This is a genomic window from Pseudomonas sp. NPDC086112 (assembly GCF_044746425.1).
In the GTDB taxonomy this organism is placed as follows: Bacteria; Pseudomonadota; Gammaproteobacteria; order Pseudomonadales; family Pseudomonadaceae; genus Aquipseudomonas.
In genome coordinates this window covers 16,407-30,782 of the sequence record NZ_JBIVCD010000043.1, presented here as the reverse complement: position 1 = coordinate 30,782, position 14,376 = coordinate 16,407, and the positions used below count along the sequence as shown (strand labels likewise).

The following is a 14,376-nucleotide window of genomic DNA, read 5'->3' as shown; positions in this document are numbered from 1 at the left end:
CCACTTTGGATCTCCTGTGTACTCACATTTTGTGACCGACACTGTTCAACTGTGGGAGCGGGCTTGCTCGCGAAGGGGCCCTAAAAGCCGACAGAGGACTTGAGCGGTACTTGCAACTTCCCGCCCCCACCCGCATAAATTACTCCATGAATCTGCCCATCCCCACGGACGCTGCTCTGGCAGGCTTTCACCCCGCCGTCAGCGCCTGGTTCAGCAACACCTTCGCAACGGCCACCGCTGCCCAGGCCCGGGCGTGGCCGTTGATCCGCCAGCGCCGCTCGACCCTGATTGCCGCGCCCACCGGTTCCGGCAAGACCCTCACTGCATTCCTCGCCGTGCTCGACGATCTGGTCCATCGTGGCCTGGAGAGCCCGGACGGCCTGCCGGACGAAACCCTGGTGGTCTACGTTTCACCGCTCAAGGCCCTGTCCAACGACATCCGGATCAACCTGCAAAACCCGCTGGCCGGCATCACCGAACAGTTGCGGGTGATGGGCCTGCCCGACGTGCCGATCAGCACCGCCGTGCGCACCGGCGATACGCCGCAAAAAGAGCGTTCGGCCATGCGCAAAACCGCGCCACACATTCTGGTGACCACCCCGGAATCCCTTTATGTGCTGCTCGGCTCCGACTCCGGCCGGCAAATGCTCGGCACCACCCACACGGTGATCGTCGACGAAATCCACGCCATTGCCGCCAGCAAGCGTGGCAGTCACCTGGCCCTGAGCCTGGAGCGTTTGCAAGCGCTCTGCTCGCAACCGCTGGTGCGTATCGGCTTGTCCGCCACGCAAAAACCCATCGAAGCGGTCTCGCGCTTTTTGGTTGGCCGTGATCGCGACTGCGAAATCATCGACATCGGCCACGCCCGTCCACGAGATCTCGATATAGAGGTGCCGCCCGTGCCGTTGTCGGCGGTAATGGCCAACGACATCTGGGAACTGGTCTATGACCGACTCGCCGCCCTCGCCCGTGAACACCGGACCACGCTGATTTTCGTCAACACCCGACGCCTGGCCGAACGTCTGAGTCGGCACTTGAGCGAACGCCTCGGTAAAGACGCGGTAGCGGCCCACCATGGCAGCCTGGCCAAAGAGTTTCGCCTGGACGCCGAGCAACGGCTCAAGCGCGGCGAGCTGCAAGTGCTGATCGCCACCGCTTCTCTGGAATTGGGGATCGATATCGGCGACGTCGATCTGGTGTGCCAGATCGCTTCACCGCGCTCGATTGCCGGGTTTCTGCAACGGGTCGGCCGCTCAGGACACCAGGTCGGCGGCACGCCCAAGGGCCGATTGTTTGCCACCACCCGCGACGACCTGATCGAATGCGCCGCCCTGCTCGATTGCGTGCGCCGTGGCGAACTCGACACGTTGCTGATCCCGGAAGCACCGCTGGACGTGCTGGCCCAGCAGATCATCGCCGAGGTCAGCTGCCAGGAATGGCAGGAACAAGCGTTGCTGGAAATGCTGCGAAAAGCCTCGCCTTACGCCACCCTCGACGAAAAGCACTATCAGGCACTGCTGCAAATGCTCGCCGAGGGCTACAACGGGCGCCTGGGTATTCGCAGCGCTTACCTGCACCGGGACGCCGTAAGCCACACCCTGCGCGGCCGTCGAGGCGCCAAGCTGACTGCCGTGACCAGCGGCGGGACGATCCCGGACAACGCCGACTACAGCGTTTTGCTGGAACCGCAGGGGCTGAACATTGGCAGCGTCAACGAAGACTTCGCGGTGGAAAGTATCGCCGGGGATATCTTTCAGCTGGGCAATACGTCGTATCGAATCCTGCGGGTCGAAACCGGCAAGGTCCGGGTCGAAGACGCCCAGGGTCAGCCGCCAACCATTCCGTTCTGGCTCGGTGAAGCACCGGGGCGCAGTGATGAACTGTCGTTCGCCGTGGCCCGCCTGCAAGCGCAACTCGATGAGCGACTCGGCGCCACGCCCGGCAACCTTCAGCCAGCCGTCGACTGGCTGACCGACGTACTCGGTTTGAACCTCCCCAGCGCCGAACAACTGGTGGATTACCTGGCCCGGGCACGCCAGACCCTCGGCGCCTTGCCATCGCAAGACACGCTACTGATGGAGCGGTTTTTCGACGAGTCCGGCGGTACGCAACTGATCATCCACTCTCCATTCGGCAGCCGCATCAACCGCGCCTGGGGCCTGGCCCTGCGCAAGCGTTTCTGCCGCACTTTCAACTTCGAATTGCAGGCCGCCGCCAGCGAGGACGCCATCGTGCTGTCGCTGTTCACCGGTCACAGCTTCGAGTTGGAGGACGTCTGGCGCTATCTGCACAGCAACAGTGCCGAGCACATCCTGATTCAGGCGGTACTCGAGGCCCCATTGTTCGGCGTGCGCTGGCGCTGGAACGCTGGCGTCGCCCTGGCGCTGCCGCGCTACAGCGGCGGACGCAAAGTACCGCCGCAGATCCAGCGGATGAAAAGCGAAGACCTGATTGCCAGCGTGTTTCCCGATCAGATCGCCTGCGTGGAAAACCTCGCCGGCGAGCGCGAGATTCCCGACCATCCGCTGGTGGAACAAACCCTCGACGATTGCCTGCACGAAGCCATGGACAGCGAAGGCTGGCTGGCATTGTTGCGGCGCATGGAACAGGGCGACATCCGCCTGATCAGCCGCGATTTGCCGGCACCCTCGCCACTGGCGGCGGAGATTCTCAGCGCCCGCCCCTACACGTTTCTCGACGATGCGCCGCTGGAAGAGCGCCGCACTCAGGCAGTGCTCAACCGCCGCTGGAGTGATCCGCAGTCCACCGACGATCTCGGTGCGCTGGACGCCGAGGCGATTACTGCGGTGCGTGATGAAGCCTGGCCGACGCCCACCGGCATCGATGAAATGCATGAAGCGCTGATGAGCCTGGCGTGCATCGCCGATAACGAGGCTCAAGCCAATCCGAACTGGCTCGATTGGCTGAACACCTTGGCCGACAGTGGCCGCGCCAGCCGTTTGCAGATCAACGCGGAGCAATCGCTGTGGTTGCCGCTGGAACGACTGACCTGCCTGAGGGCGATTTATCCACAAGCCACATTGGCTCCACCGTTGGAGGCCTTGCCCGGTTTCGATGAAACCTGGGAGCCGGACGAAGCGGTGCTGGAAGTGATCCGCGCGCGGCTCAGTGCGTTTGGTCCGTTGCCGCTGAAAGCGATTGCCGAACCGCTTGGTTTACCGCCGACTCAAGTCACTCAGGCCCTGGCACAACTGGAGCGCGAAGGCTATGTACTGCGCGGGCAATTCACCCCAGGCGCCCCTGATGAAGAATGGTGCGAACGGCATCTGCTGGCGCGGATTCATCGCTACACGGTCAAACGGCTGCGACGGGAAATCGAGCCGGTGGCGTTGCAGGATTTCATGCGTTTTTTGTTCGACTGGCAGCATCTTTCCGCCGCGAGCCAAGGCCAGGGTCGCGCGGTGTTGCCGGCGATTATCAGCCAGTTCGAAGGCTACCCCGCCGCCGCTTCGGCGTGGGACAGCGACATTCTGCCGGCGCGGCTCAAAGACTATTCGGCGAGCTGGCTGGATGAGTTATGCCGCAGCGGAAAACTGGTGTGGACCCGCCTGACCGCGCGCAACAAGAGCACCAGCACGGCTTTGCGCAGCACGCCGATTCTATTGCTGCCGCGCAGTCAGGTCGGATTGTGGAGCAGCTTGACCGAACAGACGCCGGTCAGCGAACTATCGCCCAAAACACAAAAAGTCCATGAAGCGCTCAGCCAGCACGGCGCACTGTTTTTCGATGAGCTGATTCATGAAGCCCATCTGCTGCGCTCGGAACTGGAAATCGCCTTGCAGGAACTGGTCGGTGCCGGGCTGGTAAACGCCGACAGCTTCGCCGGCCTGCGGGCGCTGATCACCCCGGCCAGCAAACGCCAGAATCGCAGCAGCCGACGCGGACGCGGAGCGTTTGTCGGCGGCATGGACGATGCCGGGCGTTGGGCGTTACTGCGACGCGGAGCTGCCGCACCGGCTGTGGATAAGCAACGACCCGCGCCCACACCCAGCGAAACCCTGGAACACATCGCCATGACCTTGCTGCGCCGCTACGGCGTGGTGTTCTGGCGCTTGCTGGAGCGCGAGGCGGACTGGTTGCCAAGTTGGCGGGAATTGCTGCGCACGTTCCATCGGCTCGAGGCCCGGGGCGAGATTCGTGGCGGGCGGTTTGTCAGTGGCCTGGCGGGGGAACAATTTGCGCTGCCCGAGGCGATTCCATTGCTGCGCGAAGTCAGGCGGCGACCTCATGATGGAAGTCTGATCGCGGTGTGTGGGGTGGATCCGCTGAACCTCGCCGGCACCCTGTTGCCAGGCGCGAAAGTGCCGGCGCTGGCGAGCACTCGACTGGTGTATCGCGACGGCTTGCCAGCCGCCGCCGAGATTGCTGGCAAGCAGCAGTTCTGGCTGGAGCTGGATCAGCAGGCCAGTGGCGAGGTGCGTAGCAAACTGATCCGGCATTGATGTCGGCCGGCTTGGCGCCTTCGCGAGCAAGCCCGCTCCCACAGGGAATATGTGTCGATAACAAATACGTGCTCCAACACAGATCAGATGTGGGAGCGGGCTTGCTCGCGAAGAGGCCATCACAGCCAACAAGATCATTGGGTTCGCGGCTGATCCGGCAACAACACCGACGATTCTTCCAGTGTCGGCCCGTCATTTTCCGGCTCATCCACATGCCTTTTGGGGATCAAAACCTGCTGTGGATAAGTCTGCGCGAATGTATCCATGACTGTTATCCACAAGCTTTTTCAAACGCTGATTGAATGCCTGGCACACCACACATATTGCCCAGCCAACTCTCCACAGGGTTTCATTCGCTCAATATTTGACCTATGCGCAAATATCAAATGCCCATCCCTGTATTTTTCCGCACGACCCAAACCCCGACACTGCGCTCCATCAATCAAATCCACCGGAGTTGCAGCCATGCCCATTGCCTTGCTCGCGCTGACCCTCAGCGCTTTCGCTATCGGGACGACGGAGTTCGTCATCGTTGGCCTGTTACCTACTATCGGCGCCGATCTCGGTGTCAGCCTGCCGTCCGCCGGTCTGCTGGTCAGTCTGTATGCTCTCGGTGTGGCTATCGGCGCGCCGGTGCTGACCGCCCTTACCGGTAAAGTCCCACGCAAATTGCTGTTGTTGTCGTTGATGGTGCTGTTCACGCTCGGCAACTTGCTGGCCTGGAAAGCACCGAGCTACGAGTCGCTGATCATTGCGCGGATCGTCACGGGCCTGGCTCACGGGGTATTTTTCTCGATTGGCTCGATCATCGCCACCAGCCTGGTGCCGAAGGAGAAAGCCGCCAGCGCGATTGCCATCATGTTCACCGGCCTGACCGTGGCACTGGTCACCGGCGTGCCATTGGGGACGTTTATCGGTCAGCATTTCGGCTGGCGTGAAACCTTTCTCGCCGTGTCTGCTTTGGGTGTGATCGCCTTCATCGGCAGTCTGCTCTATGTGCCGAAAAACATCGCCCACAGCAAACCAGCTTCGCTGTTGCAGCAATTGCAGGTGCTCAAGCAGCCGCGTCTGCTGCTGGTGTATGCCATGACGGCGGTCGGTTACGGCGGCTCGTTCATTGCCTTCACTTTTCTGGCGCCGATTCTTCAGGACATTTCCGGCTTCAGCGCCAGCACCGTCAGCCTGGTGCTGCTGGTTTACGGCATCTCGGTGGCCGTCGGCAACATCTGGGGCGGCAAACTGGCGGACAAACACGGTCCGATCAGTGCCCTGACAATCATCTTCGCCCTGCTCGCCGCCGTGCTGTTCGTGCTGACGTTCACTGCCGGAAATCCATGGTTGGCCTTGGCCACCGTGCTGGTTTGGGGCGCCGTTGCTTTCGGCAACGTACCGGGCCTACAGGTGTATGTGGTGCGTCAGGCCGAACATCACACCCCGAATGCGGTGGACGTGGCTTCGGGCCTGAACATTGCGGCGTTCAACCTCGGCATTGCCGGTGGGGCGTGGGGCGGTGGTTTGATCGTGGCGCACATGGGTCTGATTCATACCGCGTGGATCGGCGGCCTGGTGGTATTGGTCGCACTGGCACTGACCGCCTGGAGTGGGCGTCTTGACCGGTTGGGTCCGGTGTATGTCGAACCGGCTGAGGGTTCGCCCCGTATGGCCACCGGTCACTGACAGACCCTGTGGGAGCGGGCTTGCTCGCGAAAGCTGCGGCACATCCAGCATTGATGTGACTGACACACCGCTTTCGCGAGCAAGCCCGCTCCCACATTTGATTTGTAGTGTGTTGTCTAACTTTTACCGTCCGTAGCCCCGTCGAAACTTTCTCGTACGCCCGGCAGTCATCAAAAGACAGAGGCTGTCCGAGGGCTACATAGACGGGAGGCGACATGGCGGCGATTCATATTGGTATTTCAGGCTGGCGCTACACGCCTTGGCGGGGGGAGTTCTACCCGAAGGGGCTGACCCAGAAGCGCGAATTGCAATTCGCTTCACGGGCGGTCAACAGCATCGAAATCAATGGATCGTTTTACGCCCTGCAACGGCCCGAACGTTATGCCCAGTGGTACGCCGAAACCCCGGCGGGCTTCGTGTTCAGCGTCAAGGCGCCGCGTTTTATCACCCACATCAAGCGCCTGCGGGACATTCATAAGCCGCTGGCGAATTTCTTTGCCTCCGGGGTACTGGAACTCAAGGAAAAACTCGGCCCGATCCTCTGGCAATTCCCACCCAACTTTAAATTCGACCCGCAATTGTTCGAAAGCTTTCTCGAACAATTACCCCACGACACGGAACAGGCCGCCGCCCTCGCCCGCCAGCATGAGCCACGCCTGAACGGTCACGCCAGCATGAAGGCTTACGGCAAAAAACCGCTGCGCCATGCCGTGGAAATTCGCCACGAAAGCTTTGTCGATCCCGCTTTCGTCCGTCTGCTCAAACGCTACAACACCGCGCTAGTCATTGCTGACACGGCCGGCAAATGGCCGTATCGCGAAGACCTCACCAGTGATTTCGTCTATTTGCGCCTGCACGGCGCCGAAGAACTCTACGCCAGCGGTTATACCCCCCAAGCGCTGAAACGCTGGGGCGACCGGATCGAGGCCTGGTATCACGGACAGCAACCAGCAGATTCGCAATTGATCGCGCCTCGGCAAAAACCCAAGACACGCAGAGCCCGGGAAATATTCTGCTATTTCGATAACGACATCAAAGTCCGCGCGCCCTTCGATGCCCGCCGTCTGCTTGAACGTTTGCATCTCGACAAAGACCTTGCCACCGCACCCGGTGAGCCGGTTGCCGAAGGAGTGCTGCCATGAGCATTCCCGAACCGGTCGGCACGACGGATGAACAGCAGCCCATTATCAGCGCCGTGAGCCGTTTTACCGTGCTGACGGTCAACACCCACAAGGGTTTCACCGCGCTCAACCGGCGCTTCATCCTGCCCGAGTTACGCGAGGCGGTGCGTAGTGTGTCCGCCGACGTGGTGTTTTTGCAGGAGGTCCATGGCACCCACGAACATCATCCACAGCGCTACCTCAATTGGCCGGCGATGCCACAGTACGAATTTCTTGCCGACACCTTGTGGCCGCAATTTGCCTATGGGCGCAACGCGGTCTATCCGGCAGGCGATCACGGCAATGCGCTGTTGTCGAAGTTCCAGATCATTCGCCACGACAACCTCGACGTTTCCATCAGTGGCCATGAAAACCGTGGAATCCTGCATTGCGTGCTGCGGATGCCCGGCGATGGTCGGGAAGTGCATGCCATTTGCGTCCATCTGGGGCTTCGCGAAAGTCATCGCAAGGCACAACTCAAGCTGCTGATCCAACGTATGGAAGAGTTGCCGGAAGATGCCCCGGTGGTGATCGCCGGCGATTTCAACGATTGGCGCCTGCGCGCTGATGCGCAGCTCAAGCCCTGCGGCTTGCGTGAAGTCTTTGCCGAGTTGCATGGCAAACCGGCGCGTAGTTTCCCGGCGCGCTTGCCTGCGTTGCGCCTGGACCGCATCTACGTGCGCAACCTCAAGGCCAGCCATCCGCAAGTACTGGCGGCCCGGCCCTGGTCACACCTTTCCGACCATGCACCGCTATCGGTGGAGATCGAGCTATGACCGGCCCATTGATGGAAAAAACCACGATCGAACACGTTTCCACACCGCCGCCCGTACGTGAGCCGGCGGTTGTTAACGTCGTATACGGTTGGCACGGTAACAACCGGGTCCAATTGCTGGAGAACGGTGAGGAATACTTTCCACGGGTGTTTGAAGCGCTGCGCCAGGCCCAGAGTGAAATCCTGCTGGAGACCTTCATTGTGTTCGAGGACAAGGTCGGCAATGAGCTGCAGAAAATCCTGATTGAAGCGGCTCAACGCGGTGTGCGCATCACCGTCAGCCTCGACGGTTTTGGTTGTGGCGAACTGAGCACGGAGTACCTCGCAGCCCTGAGCAATGCAGGTGTACGCCTGCAAATATTCGACCCCGCGCCGCGTCACTTTGGCATTCGCACCAACTGGTTCCGCCGCCTGCACCGCAAGATTGTGGTGGTCGACGGCACGATTGCGTTCCTCGGCGGAATCAACTTTTCCGCCGACCATTTGGCCGACTTCGGCCCCGAGGCCAAACAGGATTATTCGGTTGAAGTGCAAGGCCCGGCGGTGGCCGACATTCATCATTTCGCCTTGCTGCAAAGCGGTCGCCCGGCCCGGGCCAAGTACTGGTGGCAACGCCGCAGACAGAGGCGCGCAGAACTGGCGGTCAGCGATCATGATGGTCAGGTGCGGCTGGTGTATCGCGACAATGGCGAACACCCGGGCGATATCGAAGAGGTGTACTTGCAGGTCGTGCGCGGTGCCCGACGTCGCGTGGTGATCGCCAACGCCTACTTCTTTCCCGGCTATCGGCTGCTGCGAGAGATCCGCAACGCGGCACGCCGAGGGGTCGAGGTACGCCTGATTCTTCAGGGGCAGCCGGATTTGCGGGTGGCCAGACTCGCTGCGCGCATGACCTACGATTATCTGCTGCGAGCCGGAGTAGCGATTTACGAATACTGCGACCGTCCCCTGCATGGCAAAGTCGCCCTGGTCGACGAAGACTGGAGCACCGTCGGCTCAAGCAACCTCGACCCGCTGAGCCTGGCCCTGAACCTGGAGGCCAACGTGTTGATCCGCGACCGCGCCTTCAACCGCGACCTGTTCGAGCGTCTCGACGAATTGAGCAGCAACCACTGCAAGGTCATGTCGGCGGACAAGGCTCCTCGCGGACGGGTCTGGCACATGACCATCGGTTTTCTGGTGTTTCACTTCCTGCAGCATTTCCCGGCATGGGCCGGTTGGCTGCCGGCGCATAAACCGCGCCTCAAACCCTTCATTCATCCGACCGGGAGCGATAAGGCATGAGCCATTCTGATGCGCAGCCTGCCCCTCACTCCGACACGCCGCGAAAATCCCACTGGCACCACTGGAAAAAGCCGCTGACGATGCTGTTTTTTCTGGCGTTGATCGTGCTGTTCACGATGCTTGCCCAACGCATCGAATGGGGCGAAGTGTTCGATACCCTCGCCGATTTCAAAGTGCGCACGCTGATCATCGCGTCCGGACTGACGTTGCTGAGTTTTCTGGTGTACGCCTGTTTCGACTTGATCGGTCGCACCTATATCCGGCAGGACCTGACCTGGCGACAGATCCTGCCGGTGGGGATCATCAGCTATGCCTTCAACCTCAACCTGAGCGCCTGGGTCGGCGGCATCGCCATGCGTTATCGGCTGTATTCGCGGCTCGGCGTGAGCAAAAGCAACATCGCGAAAATCCTCGGGCTGAGCCTGGCGACCAACTGGTTCGGCTACATGGTGATTGCCGGCACCGTGTTCAGCAGCGGACTGGTGCGAATGCCGCCAGGCTGGAAGCTGAGCAGCGGAGCCCTGCAAGGCGTGGGCGTGTTATTGCTGCTGCTGAGCGCGGGGTATCTGGCGGCCTGTCGGTTTTCCAGGCGACGGGAATGGTCGATTCGCGGCGTGGAAATCAACCTGCCGTCGCTGCACATGGCCGTCCTGCAACTGGCCCTCGGCGCACTGAACTGGTCGCTGATGGCGGCGGTGATCTTCACCCTGCTACCGAGCAAACTGGATTATCCGCTGGTGCTTGGCGTGTTGCTGATCAGCGCCATTGCCGGGGTCATCACCCACATTCCGGCCGGGCTTGGCGTGCTGGAGGCGGTGTTCGTGGCGCTGTTGCAGCACGAGGTCTCGCGGGGAAGTCTGGTGGCAGGGTTACTCGCGTATCGGGCGATCTATTTCCTGCTGCCGCTGCTGATTACCGTGGTGATGTACCTGGTGGTGGAAGCCAAGGCGAAGTCGTTGCGGATTTCGAAAAAACCGGGGTGAGGTATGGCGTTCGGGATGACGCCTTCGCGGGCAAGCCTCGCTCCTACAGGGGTCACACGCAACCTGTAGGAGCGAGGCTTGCCCGCGAATAATCGCAAGAACACCGCAATCCTCAACTCGACTGAATAATGCTCAACCGCTCACCCACCACCATTTCCGTGATCCAGCCCACCAGGATCGAGGTGTACGCCTGTTGCGAGACAGGCTCGCTCAAGGCGTGATCGGCACCGTCGATAATCCGGTGAGTCAGCGAGTGGGTCTGCTGACATGCCGCGCGGTAACTCATGATGGTCGCGTGGGGCACATAGGCGTCGGTCTCGGACTCCACCAGCAACACATCCCCGGTAAATTGCGAACAGGCATGCAGTGCGCGATTGCTGTCGGCGCTGACCCGCGTGCTGCGGTAATCGCGCAAATCGAGCTTGTCCAGATCACGCTTGGGCGTGTGCCAAAAGTCATCGCGATACAACGCCGGCACCCGCAGCGCCAGCCAGCGCACCGGGCGCAAGGACGTCAGGATCGCCGCCAGATAACCACCATAACTGGTGCCGACCACGGCGATCGCAGACGTGTCGAGCGCCGGGTGGGCGAGCAAGCGGTCATAGGCTGCCAGCAGGTCACGCAGATTGTCTTCGCGGGTCACCCGGGATAACGGAATACCGGTCCCGCCGGTGTGCCCGCGCAAGTCGAATGTCAGGCACACGCAACCCAACCCGGCGATGCCTTTGGCGCGTTCCAGGTCGCGCTCCTGACTACCGCCCCAGCCATGAACGAAAAGCACACCCGGGACTTTCGATTTGGGGCTGAGGAAGGTTCCGCTCATCTGTTCATCATCGATGTCGATCGCAATGGTTTCGCTTCTAGCCGTCATAGGATTTGACCGTTACGTACTTGAGAAGAAAGTCACTGTGTTCCGCAGGCCCCCGGTAGACCTCAATGGCGTTGGCCGGCAGCGGTCGGTCGGTATAGGTTTCGACCGACGACACGCGAATCGCGCGCAAGCCGGGGTTGTTGACGAAGCTCTGCAGCGCCGCGACTTCAGCACTGCTGGCACCGCCCAGGCGCCAGGATTGTTCGAGCACGCCGCTGCGTTGTTTGCCATCGCAATCCAGCCCCTGGGCGATGTCGTAGTTGCGCCGTGAGGCATAGAAACCGGGGTAGGCTTCATCGGCCGCGCTGTCGAATACCTGCGCTTGCTGGATCGCCAGCCTCGTGTCGTCCGGGAGCTCCAGCGCCAGCAGGTCCTCGTAATAACCCTGCACCACCAACAGATTGGACCCTCCATAAACCTGCTCGCCCTGACCGTCTTCGGTCAAGTATTGATCACCGCAATAACTCAGCACTTTGTCGCCGATAAAACTCTGACCGACGCTATGGGTGACCACCTCGGTCAAGTCTTGTTCCAGCACCACGCCGTCGGTGAACAATGTTTTGGCATCGGGGCGCGCAAGGATGGCGTCGAACTGGTCGAGGCTTGTGATCACTTCCTGACCACGTCCGGCGCAGGCATGAATAGGCTTCATGCGGATCGGACCGCTGTAGAGCAGATGCTCCGCTGCCGGGCGAGCATCCTCCAGGGAGAACACGCTGAGGCCATCGAGCACAACGCCGCGTACCCGTTCGGAAAACAACGACGACCAGCCTTCGGGCGCGAACGCATAGCGATTCAACAACCCATGGCTGATGGCTTTGGTGCAGATGAAAGCGTGGTCGACGTAACCGCCCCACAAATCCTCCGGCCCTTTGACGCCCAGCTGCCGGGCGGCAGCGACACCCACCAGCGTCTGGGTCGGCAACAGATAAACATCACGGCCGCTATGCAGATCCAAGTCATAACTGCCGCCGTATTCGAGCCCGACGGCTTGTGCCAGCCAACGGGCCAACGCGCGATTGGTTTCGACTTCGTGCAGCGGGGCATCGGGGCGTACCGAATGGGCGAGCACCAGTTTCTTGCGGTTTGTTGGGGTCATGCGTTCCCCTTCAATTTGCGCTTGATGAATGTAGCTGAAGGAGGTGCAGAGATCAGGCCAACGGCGGCTGGAGGGAAATGGGTTTCAAATCAGCCGTTTGTGAAATATGCGATAGCACAAGGCCTGCTTTATTCTGCACGACACCTTTCAATACTCCCGGCATTTTGCACGACCCAAGACTGGCACAGATCCAATGTGGGAGCGGGCTTGCTCGCGAAGGCGGTGGGTCAGTCAGCATCAATCTCGCCTGATGGACCGCTTTCGCGAGCAAGCCCGCTCCCACAAGGGTTCTGCAGTGATGCTCGCTACCGAGCCACTGCTGCGGTCGCAGACACACCAAACCGCGCCCGGTAATCACTCGGCGCAAGCCCGGTAATCTTCTTGAACGTTGCCCGAAACGCACTCGGGTCCTGGTAACCCACGGTCCAGGCAATGTGATCAATGGTGCCGTTGGTGAATTCGAGCATTTCCCGCGCCTTGCCAACCCGCAGGTGCTGGCAGTATTCGGTGGGTTTCAACCCGGTCGCCGCACGAAAACGCCGCAGAAAGGTGCGCTCTTCCAGCCCCGCCCGCTCGGCCATCACCGCCAACGAGACATCGGTCGCCCCGGTGCTTTGCAGCCAATGCTGGACCTTGAGAATCGCCGCATCGCCATGGCTGAGAATCGGTGAAAAATTACTGCCGCATTCGCTCGCACTGTCGCTGTGTTCCACCACCAGAAAACGCGCCGTACCGGTGGCGATGCTCGGCCCGAGCAAGCGGTTCACCAATCGTAATCCCAGCTCTGACCAGGCCATCAAGCCGGCGGTGGTGATCAGGTCACCATCGTCGACAATCGGCGTGTCGGCCTTGAGCTTGATCGCCGGGTAACGCTCGGCGAAAGCCGTGGCCGAGGTCCAGTGGGTCGTCGCACTACGGCCATCGAGCAAGCCGCTTTCAGCCAACAGAATAGAACCCACACAGACCCCGCCAAGGGTCGCACCGTTGGCATGTTGCTGACGAAGCCAGCGAATCAGCCCTTGGGGCGCCTGCCCCTCGGAAAAACCTCCGATCGAGGGCGGGATCAATACGGCAACCAATGCGCCGGCCGGGCCGGGATCAGTGTCATAGACCCGCTCGGGCACTTGATCACCCTCGACCTGCCAATGACTGACCCGCAGCAACGGTAGCTGCGCCGACTGATGCTCGGCGGCGATCCGGTTGGCCACGCCGAACAGGTCCGTCAACCCATGCACCGCCGCCATCTGCGCACCGGGATAGATCAGCATTCCCAGTTCGGCGACTGCCCTTTCCATGCCCATTGTCAGTTTTCCCCCTTCTATTGTCGGTGCGGCCAATCCTCGAATGAACGGCCAGCGCCAATACTTGATTCCACACCCAATACACACTTAGAGGAAACACCCATGGCCAAGCAAGCACTCATCGTAGTCGATATCCAGAACGACTACTTCCCCCAGGGCAAGTGGCCGCTGGTAGGCGCCGACGCCGCAGCAGACAACGCCGCACGGATGATTCAGGCGTTTCGCGAGGCCGGTGATCCGGTGGTGCATATCCGCCACGAATTCACCTCCGACGCCGCGCCGTTCTTCACTCCGGGCTCCGACGGCGCGAAGTTGCACCCTAAAGTCCTCAACCGCGCCGACGAGCCGGTGGTACTCAAGCACTTCGTCAACTCGTTCCGCGAGACCGAACTGGAGGCCATCCTCGACCAGCAAGGCATCGAACACCTGGTAATCGTCGGCAGCATGAGCCACATGTGCATCGACGGCATCACCCGCGCCGCGGCCGACCTGGGCTATACCGTCACAGTAATCCACGACGCCTGTGCCACCCGAGACCTGGAATTCAACGGCGTCACCGTCCCGGCCGCCCACGTTCATGCCGCCTTCATGTCGGCCTTGGGTTTTGCCTATGCCAACGTGGTGTCCACCGATGATTTTCTGGCTGGTTAAGTGAGATCAACCTGTGGGAGCGGGCTTGCTCGCGAAGGCGGCGAGACAGTCAACATTGATGTTGCCTGACCCACCGCTTTCGCGAGCAAGCCCGCTCCCACATGACCTTCTG

Annotated in this window: 10 protein-coding genes and 1 pseudogene; 7 read left to right on the top strand and 4 right to left on the bottom strand. The window is 61.0% G+C overall.

The window, feature by feature from the left end; translation table 11 throughout:
- Positions 1-146 precede the first annotated feature (146 nt).
- Complete coding sequence (locus tag ACIPLA_RS23805) at positions 147-4,463, top strand: DNA glycosylase AlkZ-like family protein (protein WP_401176451.1); 4,317 nt, start codon at positions 147-149, stop codon at positions 4,461-4,463.
- 134 nt (positions 4,464-4,597) lie between these two features.
- Here ACIPLA_RS23805 and ACIPLA_RS23800 read toward each other — a convergent pair.
- Positions 4,598-4,778, bottom strand: a pseudogene (locus ACIPLA_RS23800) (hypothetical protein); the annotation flags it as partial.
- A 150-nt stretch (positions 4,779-4,928) separates the two neighbouring features.
- Between ACIPLA_RS23800 and ACIPLA_RS23795 the strand changes: the two are divergent.
- The 5 genes from ACIPLA_RS23795 to ACIPLA_RS23775 all read left to right on the top strand — a co-directional run bounded on the left by ACIPLA_RS23795 (position 4,929) and on the right by ACIPLA_RS23775 (position 10,342).
- Positions 4,929-6,140: an MFS transporter gene (locus tag ACIPLA_RS23795; protein ID WP_401176448.1), complete on the top strand. Its 1,212-nt coding sequence runs from the start codon at positions 4,929-4,931 to the stop codon at positions 6,138-6,140.
- 215 nt (positions 6,141-6,355) lie between these two features.
- Positions 6,356-7,282 carry a DUF72 domain-containing protein gene (locus tag ACIPLA_RS23790; RefSeq protein ID WP_401176445.1) on the top strand — a complete coding sequence of 309 codons (927 nt, stop codon included), beginning with the start codon at positions 6,356-6,358 and terminating at the stop codon, positions 7,280-7,282.
- Positions 7,279-8,076 (top strand): endonuclease/exonuclease/phosphatase family protein, encoded by a 798-nt coding sequence (locus ACIPLA_RS23785; protein WP_192345283.1) that lies wholly within the window; start codon positions 7,279-7,281, stop codon positions 8,074-8,076. The genes ACIPLA_RS23790 and ACIPLA_RS23785 overlap by 4 nt, the downstream gene beginning before the upstream one ends.
- On the top strand, positions 8,073-9,359 hold the full coding sequence (gene clsB, locus ACIPLA_RS23780; protein WP_218398892.1) for a cardiolipin synthase ClsB: 1,287 nt from the start codon (positions 8,073-8,075) through the stop codon (positions 9,357-9,359). Before ACIPLA_RS23785 ends, clsB begins: the two co-directional genes overlap by 4 nt.
- The gene (locus tag ACIPLA_RS23775) at positions 9,356-10,342 is read left to right on the top strand and encodes a lysylphosphatidylglycerol synthase domain-containing protein (RefSeq protein ID WP_401176440.1); all 987 of its coding nucleotides are present in this window, start codon (positions 9,356-9,358) and stop codon (positions 10,340-10,342) included. Before clsB ends, ACIPLA_RS23775 begins: the two co-directional genes overlap by 4 nt.
- A gap of 112 nt (positions 10,343-10,454) precedes the next feature.
- Here the strand turns inward: ACIPLA_RS23775 and ACIPLA_RS23770 are convergent, their stop codons facing one another.
- The 3 genes from ACIPLA_RS23770 to ACIPLA_RS23760 form a co-directional block, all read right to left on the bottom strand.
- Positions 10,455-11,213: a S9 family peptidase gene (locus ACIPLA_RS23770; RefSeq protein ID WP_218398894.1), complete on the bottom strand. Its 759-nt coding sequence runs from the start codon at positions 11,211-11,213 to the stop codon at positions 10,455-10,457.
- Positions 11,203-12,312: a DUF3182 family protein gene (locus ACIPLA_RS23765; protein ID WP_401176437.1), complete on the bottom strand. Its 1,110-nt coding sequence runs from the start codon at positions 12,310-12,312 to the stop codon at positions 11,203-11,205. Before ACIPLA_RS23765 ends, ACIPLA_RS23770 begins: the two co-directional genes overlap by 11 nt.
- A gap of 305 nt (positions 12,313-12,617) precedes the next feature.
- Positions 12,618-13,613, bottom strand: a complete 996-nt coding sequence (locus tag ACIPLA_RS23760) for a GlxA family transcriptional regulator (protein WP_401176434.1) — start codon at positions 13,611-13,613, stop codon at positions 12,618-12,620.
- 102 nt (positions 13,614-13,715) lie between these two features.
- On the opposite strand from ACIPLA_RS23760, the gene ACIPLA_RS23755 reads away from it, so the two are divergent.
- The gene (locus ACIPLA_RS23755; RefSeq protein ID WP_218398897.1) at positions 13,716-14,264 is read left to right on the top strand and encodes a cysteine hydrolase family protein; all 549 of its coding nucleotides are present in this window, start codon (positions 13,716-13,718) and stop codon (positions 14,262-14,264) included.
- Positions 14,265-14,376 lie beyond the last annotated feature (112 nt).

Coding starts and splice junctions, on each gene's coding strand:
- ACIPLA_RS23770 (WP_218398894.1), bottom strand. CDS start 11,213: ATGACGGCTAGAAGCGAAACCATTGCGATCGACATCGATGATGAACAG.
- ACIPLA_RS23795 (WP_401176448.1), top strand. CDS start 4,929: ATGCCCATTGCCTTGCTCGCGCTGACCCTCAGCGCTTTCGCTATCGGG.
- clsB (WP_218398892.1), top strand. CDS start 8,073: ATGACCGGCCCATTGATGGAAAAAACCACGATCGAACACGTTTCCACA.
- ACIPLA_RS23765 (WP_401176437.1), bottom strand. CDS start 12,312: ATGACCCCAACAAACCGCAAGAAACTGGTGCTCGCCCATTCGGTACGC.
- ACIPLA_RS23790 (WP_401176445.1), top strand. CDS start 6,356: ATGGCGGCGATTCATATTGGTATTTCAGGCTGGCGCTACACGCCTTGG.
- ACIPLA_RS23775 (WP_401176440.1), top strand. CDS start 9,356: ATGAGCCATTCTGATGCGCAGCCTGCCCCTCACTCCGACACGCCGCGA.
- ACIPLA_RS23805 (WP_401176451.1), top strand. CDS start 147: ATGAATCTGCCCATCCCCACGGACGCTGCTCTGGCAGGCTTTCACCCC.
- ACIPLA_RS23755 (WP_218398897.1), top strand. CDS start 13,716: ATGGCCAAGCAAGCACTCATCGTAGTCGATATCCAGAACGACTACTTC.
- ACIPLA_RS23760 (WP_401176434.1), bottom strand. CDS start 13,613: ATGGGCATGGAAAGGGCAGTCGCCGAACTGGGAATGCTGATCTATCCC.
- ACIPLA_RS23785 (WP_192345283.1), top strand. CDS start 7,279: ATGAGCATTCCCGAACCGGTCGGCACGACGGATGAACAGCAGCCCATT.